The organism is Pseudomonas sp. P5_A2_2, assembly GCF_054177685.1.
Genome location: NZ_JBGCUL010001314.1, coordinates 1 through 1,073 on the forward strand (window position 1 = coordinate 1; position 1,073 = coordinate 1,073).

A 1,073-nucleotide genomic window follows, 5' to 3' on the forward strand; every position below is an offset into this window, starting at 1 on the left:
CGCACCCGGAACAAGGGATGGCCTTCATCGACTACCTGATGCGCCCTGAGGTCATCGCCCCGGTCAGTGACCACCTCAACTACCCCAACGGCAACCGCAGCGCCACCACGCTGGTGGCCGAAGCGACCCGCAGCAACCCGGCCGTCTATCCGCCTGCCGAAGCCATGGCCACCTTGTTCACCCTACAGCCCCTGCCGCCGGTCACCGAGCGCGTGCGCACGCGGATCTGGAGCAAGGTCAAAAACGGTCAGTGACGAGGACATCACAAAACCCTGTGGGAGCGAGCTTGCTCCCACAGGGTCCGTGGTGCCCAACAAATATTCTTTTTTCTGCCACGAATCGAAGATGAGAAAACCCATGAAACCACGTGCCCGCGACCTGAACATCCAGTTCGGCCAACTGCAGCCCGGCCCGCTCAACGCCATCACTGACGTCCCCGGCGTTCGGGTCGGCCACAGCAATGTACGAGGACGCACTGCCACCGGCCGCGACATCCTCACCGGCGTCACCGTCATCGAACCGCGTGCCGGTTCCACCAGCCAGCAGCCGTGCTTTGCCGGCGTGCATGTGCTCAACGGCAACGGCGATGCCACGGGGCTGGAGTGGATTCGCGAAGCGGGCTTGCTGACCAGCCCCATCGCCTTCACCAACACCCACAGCCTGGGCGTGGTGCGCGATGCGCTGATCGTGCTCGACCGCGAGCAGCAACCAGATGACGGGCGCCTCTACTGGAACATGCCGGTGGTGCTGGAAACCTTCGACGGCCTGCTCAACGACATCAACGGCTTTCACGTGAAGCCTGAACACGTGGCCCAGGCCGTGCGTTCGGCGGCGGGCGGTCCAGTGACCGAAGGTAATGTCGGCGGTGGCAGCGGCATGATCTGCCACGAATTCAAGGGCGGCATCGGCACCGCGTCGCGACGCTTGAACAGCGCCCAGGGTGGCTGGACGGTCGGCGCGATTGTCCAGGCCAACCATGGCATTCGCAATGAACTGCGCGTTGACGGGTATCCGGTCGGGCGCTACATGGAACAGGTCGATTCGCCGTTCCTCAAGGCCTCTCTGCCCCATCC

1 protein-coding gene and 1 pseudogene are annotated in these 1,073 nt (G+C 64.0%); both read left to right on the forward strand.

Annotation, left to right across the window (positions count from 1 at the left end):
• Positions 1-254, forward strand: a pseudogene (locus tag ACXRVY_RS31050) (polyamine ABC transporter substrate-binding protein); the annotation flags it as partial.
• Between the two features lie 103 nt (positions 255-357).
• On the forward strand, positions 358-1,073 hold a 716-nt coding region (locus tag ACXRVY_RS31055), incomplete at its 3' end, for a P1 family peptidase (protein WP_458239212.1).